6 protein-coding genes and 5 tRNA genes are annotated in these 5,363 nt (G+C 45.9%); 8 read left to right on the top strand and 3 right to left on the bottom strand.

Annotated elements, in window-relative coordinates:
- A partial coding sequence (locus tag GRP75_RS18425) for a helix-hairpin-helix domain-containing protein (protein ID WP_160789999.1) occupies window positions 1-954 on the top strand: 954 nt, incomplete at its 5' end.
- A 104-nt stretch (window positions 955-1,058) separates the two neighbouring features.
- On the opposite strand, the gene cmpA is transcribed toward GRP75_RS18425, so the two are convergent.
- Window positions 1,059-1,193 (bottom strand): cortex morphogenetic protein CmpA, encoded by a 135-nt coding sequence (gene cmpA, locus GRP75_RS18420; protein WP_007429337.1) that lies wholly within the window; start codon window positions 1,191-1,193, stop codon window positions 1,059-1,061.
- A gap of 144 nt (window positions 1,194-1,337) precedes the next feature.
- Between cmpA and GRP75_RS18415 the strand changes: the two genes are divergently transcribed.
- From GRP75_RS18415 to GRP75_RS18405, 3 genes are all read left to right on the top strand, one after another.
- Window positions 1,338-1,862, top strand: coding sequence for a SprT family protein (locus tag GRP75_RS18415; RefSeq protein WP_068939849.1), 525 nt, complete (start codon window positions 1,338-1,340; stop codon window positions 1,860-1,862).
- 44 nt (window positions 1,863-1,906) lie between these two features.
- Window positions 1,907-1,982: transfer RNA gene (locus GRP75_RS18410), tRNA-Asn, on the top strand.
- A gap of 1 nt (window position 1,983) precedes the next feature.
- Window positions 1,984-2,072: transfer RNA gene (locus GRP75_RS18405), tRNA-Ser, on the top strand.
- 178 nt (window positions 2,073-2,250) lie between these two features.
- On the opposite strand, the gene GRP75_RS18400 is transcribed toward GRP75_RS18405, so the two are convergent.
- Window positions 2,251-3,126 carry a Cof-type HAD-IIB family hydrolase gene (locus tag GRP75_RS18400; RefSeq protein WP_160789998.1) on the bottom strand — a complete coding sequence of 292 codons (876 nt, stop codon included), beginning with the start codon at window positions 3,124-3,126 and terminating at the stop codon, window positions 2,251-2,253.
- Between the two features lie 69 nt (window positions 3,127-3,195).
- A complete protein-coding gene (locus GRP75_RS18395) occupies window positions 3,196-3,957 on the bottom strand; it encodes a DeoR/GlpR family DNA-binding transcription regulator (RefSeq protein ID WP_160789997.1) in 762 nt (253 codons plus the stop codon).
- A 243-nt stretch (window positions 3,958-4,200) separates the two neighbouring features.
- Between GRP75_RS18395 and GRP75_RS18390 the strand changes: the two genes are divergently transcribed.
- From GRP75_RS18390 to GRP75_RS18375, 4 genes are all read left to right on the top strand, one after another.
- Window positions 4,201-4,272: transfer RNA gene (locus GRP75_RS18390), tRNA-Glu, on the top strand.
- Between the two features lie 86 nt (window positions 4,273-4,358).
- Window positions 4,359-4,434, top strand: a tRNA-Lys gene (locus GRP75_RS18385).
- Between the two features lie 15 nt (window positions 4,435-4,449).
- A tRNA-Leu gene (locus GRP75_RS18380) sits at window positions 4,450-4,532 on the top strand.
- A 163-nt stretch (window positions 4,533-4,695) separates the two neighbouring features.
- A complete protein-coding gene (locus tag GRP75_RS18375) occupies window positions 4,696-5,151 on the top strand; it encodes a MarR family winged helix-turn-helix transcriptional regulator (protein WP_160789996.1) in 456 nt (151 codons plus the stop codon).
- The last annotated feature ends 212 nt before the right edge of the window (window positions 5,152-5,363 follow it).

The raw sequence follows: 5,363 nt of genomic DNA, 5'->3' as shown, positions 1-5,363 counted from the left end.
AATGAGGCGGGCGCGAGCGTATACTCTGCCTCCAAGCTGGCACAGGAGGAATTTCCCGATTTGGACGTGGCTGAGCGCAGTGCGGCTTCCATCGCACGTCGTGTGCAGGACCCGCTGGCTGAGCTGGTCAAGATTGAGCCGAAGGCTATTGGTGTAGGCCAATACCAGCATGATGTGTCGCAGAAACATCTGGATGAAAGCTTAAAGGATGTTGTCGAATCAGCCGTTAACCATGTCGGTGTGGATGTGAACACGGCTTCCTCTGCGCTGTTATCCTATGTAGCGGGGATCAATGCGACGATTGCCAAAAACATCGTTAAGTACCGTGAGGAAAACGGTAAATTCAGCAGCCGTCGTCAGTTGCAGAAGGTGCCGCGCCTTGGTGCAAAAACCTACGAGCAATCTGTAGGCTTTATCCGTATACCGGGTGGAGAAAATCCACTGGACCGTACACCGATTCACCCTGAATCGTATGCTGTCGTAGACCGCCTGTTAGCGGAACTGGACATCAGCGCCCACGATCTGGGTACTAAGACTGCAATGGAAGCACTGAGCGTGTCCAACATTGACGAATTGGCTGCAAAGCTTGAAGTCGGCGTGCCAACACTGAAGGATATTCTGGACAGTCTCCAGCGTCCGGGCCGTGACCCGCGTGACGAGCTGCCGTTGCCTGTATTCCGCAAGGATGTGCTGAAGATCGAGGATCTCTCACCAGGTATGGAGCTTCAGGGAACCGTCCGCAATGTCATTGATTTCGGCGCATTTGTCGATATCGGTATTAAAAGTGACGGGTTGGTTCATATTTCACAGCTGCGCAGTGGCTTCGTAAAGCATCCGATGGATGTCGTATCTGTCGGTGATAACGTGACGGTGTGGGTGTTAAATGTTGATTTGAAAAAAGGCAGGGTTGGTCTGACGATGAAACCTCCTGCAGAGGCGCAATCGCAGGCATAATACTTTAAATAAAGCTGTACAACCTTCTTGTGAAGGTATAACAAAAGCCGGAATCTCCGAACTGCATCGGAGATTCCGGCTTTCATTTTTGGATGCCTTAGCTTCTACCCGTTGTTGGCATCGAACTCCACGCCAGGTGCTTTATGATAAAAAAACCAACAATCGTTCAACAGTTTAATTTGGCGCCGGTCCTTTTTGTAAAAGGCCCGCATGAGCTGGTTGCTGAGCCATTGAGGCAAGCCGATCTCCTCCTCTGCGTTACTTCTGTATGTTTAGCATATGGGGTGGGTACCTAAAGTGTGCTTATGAATTGGGGGTTAGACTTCGGCCGTTATTTTATAATATGCTTGTCAGTAAGGAGCAAAGGAGGAGAGACCGGAAGGATGGAGTCTAAGTCCCTGAGCAATTCAATGAACCATTCTATGAACCGTTCTATGAGTAATGAAGAGCTTCAAGAATGGGTAGAGCGCATTTCGCTGGAGAGCTTCGGCGTGCCGTTTCGACATCAAGCCACCTTTAATGCGCGTCTGTCTTCCACAGGCGGTAGGTATTTTATGAAAAGTCATCATATTGAAATTAATCCACATCAACTCGCAGCTTACGGACGTTCTGAGGTGGAGAAAATTATTAAGCATGAGCTGTGCCATTATCATTTACATTTGCGAGGGATGGGCTATCAGCATCGAGATGCTGACTTCAAAGCATGGCTTGCCCGTGTAGGAGGGAGCAGGCATTGTCAGACTCTGCCAGGAAGAACGGAACGTAAGCCTCAGCCTTATCGTTACAAGCTAGTATGCGTTTCCTGTAAACAGGAGTATATGCGCAAGCGTAAGATGAATCCTCAGCGGTATCGCTGTGGGAAGTGTGGAGGTAAGCTTCGCCTGTTGGCACTTGACGGCACCCCCTGAATCATGGTAAATTAACCATACTGTATGATAATTTACAGTAATGTTCCCTGATAGCTCAGTTGGTAGAGCACTCGACTGTTAATCGAGTTGTCACAGGTTCGAGTCCTGTTCGGGGAGCCATGGAGAGGTACCCAAGTGGCTATAAGGGGACCCTCTGCTAAGGGGTTAGGCTGCGAAAGCGGTGCGAGGGTTCGAATCCCTCTCTCTCCGTTGGTATTTTAAGCAGAAAAAGGACGCTCGTATGCATTGTAATGATGCTTGCGAGCGTCCTTTTCATCTATATCTGCTTTGAGAATAACGGTGGACTGAAATCGTTTAAATGGAGAGGTGGACGTGCTGCGTACAGCATGAAGCGACGTTAGCCTGTCTTGTACGCAGCCAATAACTTCTATTTCACGCTGTCAGCCTCGACTGTCTTGAGTATGTTCAACAGAGCATGAGCGACGCCATCTTCTGCATTAGTCAGAGTCACTTCGGAGCAGACGGCCTTGATGTCGTCTTTTGCATTGCCCATGGCAATGCCTGTTCCTGCCATCGTCAGCATGGAAATATCGTTGTAGCTGTCCCCAATCGCTACGGCTTCCTGCATGGGAATGCTCAGATGATTCGCCAGATAACGCAATGCATTACCTTTAGACGCATCCCTATGCTCGACTTCAAAGTTACGGTCTGAAGAGATGACCATGTTCAGGCCCTGAAAACCTCGGTAACGCTCACGGCCCCGATCCAATTTGGCTTGATCAAAGGAGAAACAGAGCACGTTATAAATCTCTACATCCGGTGGAATGTCCTCATATGAAGCGATGCGGGTATGTCCGGTCTGTTCATATTGTTTTTCAGCTGCATGTAATAAAGTATCCAGCGAAATATCCGGGTTGGAGCTCAGCAAGCGGTCCATTTCAACAGCAAGCAGCTGGTGTCCGTTTTGTGGAGAATAAATAGCGCGGTCTGTCATGACCTCATAGTAAAAGTCGTTGTCATGCAGCCAGCTCAGCACTTCAAACGTTTCACTGCGGCCCATAGGAGTAGAGGTTAACTGACGACGATGCACATCGTGTACGGTTGCGCCGTTTGCTCCAATGACGGGAGTTACAAGCTCTGCTTCCTCTAGCTTTGTCCAGGCGTCATAAGCGGCTCTACCAGTGGCAATTGTCACCTGAACGCCTTGCTGCTGTGCTTGGCGTATAGCCTCCGCGTTCACTTTGCTTATTTTTCCTTCCTCGTTCAGCAGTGTTCCATCCATATCAATCGCAAACAGTTTCATTTCTCCCCAGCTCCTGTCTTTCGATATCTCTGTGATAAGTCTTGAGTTCTAGCTAATCGGTTTCGTATTTTATGAGGGTGCAACAACTTCCACATCATAATGTTGCAAAATTTCCAGCATCGCTGGTTCTGGCAATCTGTCGGTGATCACGATATTAACTTCAGACAGATCGGCAAAACGATATGGAAAATTGATTCCGAATTTCGAATGGTCTGCAAGGACGATCACCTGATCTGCCTGTTTCATCATTTGATGCTTCAGCATGCCGTCTTCTTCATGAATCAGGCTTAGTCCGTGGGCAGATATACCACCAATCCCGATAAAGGCTTTGTCTACAAAATAGTGAGACAAAGTGGCGATCACGGAGGAGCCATATACATATCGGTGTTCTTTTTGCAGGCGACCTCCCAGCAGATGAATGGAGACACCGTCTTTTCTAGATAGTATGTCAGCCTGATTGATTGAATTGGTGATGACCGAGCATTCCTGCACATTCAGTCTTTCTGCACACGCCTGTACGGTGGTAGAGGAATCCAATATAATACGATCCTTATCTCGTACCATGCTGGCAGCCAGCTGTCCGATCACTTGTTTCTCCTCGGATACAGTAAGTAGTCTTTCGTTATAATTTCCAATTGGATCGTGATGCAGTGTAGGGAGAAGAGCGCCGCCGCGGGTGCGAATAATTTTTTGATGCTCTTCAAGTTTTACGAGGTCTCGACGGGCCGTATCTCGTGAAACATTAAAAAATCCACAAATATCATCCACCGAAATACGCTTATGAAGCTGTAAGTAATCAACGATTTTTAACATTCGTTCTTCCTGATACATAAAAAGCTCCTCTGATATATAATTATTTCGGTATCTCGTAAGTGATTATAAGTAAATACAAGTGATATTGCAATCATTTATCGCTGTTTTCAGGATTTTAGTGATTTTAGATAAGGTATTGTAAGTAAATGCGAATTTTGTGCTTATAAAAACTGCTTTTTAAAAATTTTAGAAATAAGTATTGCCATTCGTTATTCTATTTGATATACTCTTTCTTGTCGCCAAGTTGGCGCATAATAATAAGGCCCGTTGGTCAAGGGGTTAAGACACCTCCCTTTCACGGAGGTAACAGGGGTTCGAATCCCCTACGGGTCATTGTTGTCTTTATAGACTACATGTTGCATGCTTAAGGGAAATTCCTGAGGTCTGGTCTAATGGCGGACAGCTTGGATGAACAGCATGAGCCATTAGCTCAGTTGGTAGAGCACCTGACTTTTAATCAGGGTGTCGAAGGTTCGAGTCCTTCATGGCTCACCATTTATATTTTGTTATGCGGTCGTGGTGGAATGGCAGACACGCTATCTTGAGGGGGTAGTGAGCGTACGCTCGTGGAGGTTCGAGTCCTCTCGACCGCATCAATGGAATAAACGGAAAAGTCTCTCGCGGTAGAGGCTTTTTTTATTTGTGTAGTGATGTAATAAAGTAATGATTATGATGAAATAATGATTCCATAGTATAATATAATGCCATAATGTTATAGAATGATAAGTATAAACTTATGAAGTGACGGTGAAAAATATGGACACTCAACTGTTAGGAAATATATCAGAAAATATTTTGGGCTTGTTTCCGATTGTGAAGAAGAAATTTTTCACCTACGGTCCGCTCGATTTACCATTACACTTGTCGCCTAATAACTTTCAGGTATTACTGCTTCTGCGTGAGGTGCGCTTGTCTACGGTATCTGATTTATCCAAACAGCTCAATGTCTCACGTCCGAACATGACTCCTCTTCTGGACAAACTGGTGGAGCATGGGTTGGCTGACCGCCAATCGTGTGATTCGGATCGCAGAGTCGTGAATGTGGCGATTACACAGGAAGGCGATGCTTTTTGTGAACAGGTATTTCATACCTTCTCCAATAAAATTCAAGAAAGACTGGTGTATTTGCCAGAAGAAGATTTATTGCATCTGAGTGAAACTTTGAATGAATTGAAGCATATCTTACTTAAAATCGACAACTCTGCTACGTGATTGGCGTAAGTGAACTGGCTTAAAGACCGCCCTTTCTTCGGAAAACAGGCGGTTTTTGTTGCGTGTTGTGGTATAATGGAAACCAACATACATAATTCGGTAATTTTAGCATACGTGATCTTTGAAATGGGAACAGAGAACATGATATCGTTATTTGAGAGCCTGCTAGGGAGGAAGGAACTTCTATGCAATCTATTTACCATCGCATTGAG

Source organism: Paenibacillus sp. OT2-17 (genome assembly GCF_009827695.1).
Taxonomy (GTDB): Bacteria; Bacillota; Bacilli; order Paenibacillales; family Paenibacillaceae; genus Paenibacillus; species Paenibacillus polymyxa_B.
This window is presented reverse-complemented; position numbering and strand designations above follow the sequence as displayed.

Excerpts from the sequence above, each read along its gene's own strand:
- GRP75_RS18415 (WP_068939849.1), top strand. The coding sequence starts at position 1,338 with ATGGAGTCTAAGTCCCTGAGCAATTCAATGAACCATTCTATGAACCGT.
- GRP75_RS18400 (WP_160789998.1), bottom strand. The coding sequence starts at position 3,126 with ATGAAACTGTTTGCGATTGATATGGATGGAACACTGCTGAACGAGGAA.
- GRP75_RS18395 (WP_160789997.1), bottom strand. The coding sequence starts at position 3,957 with ATGTATCAGGAAGAACGAATGTTAAAAATCGTTGATTACTTACAGCTT.
- GRP75_RS18375 (WP_160789996.1), top strand. The coding sequence starts at position 4,696 with ATGGACACTCAACTGTTAGGAAATATATCAGAAAATATTTTGGGCTTG.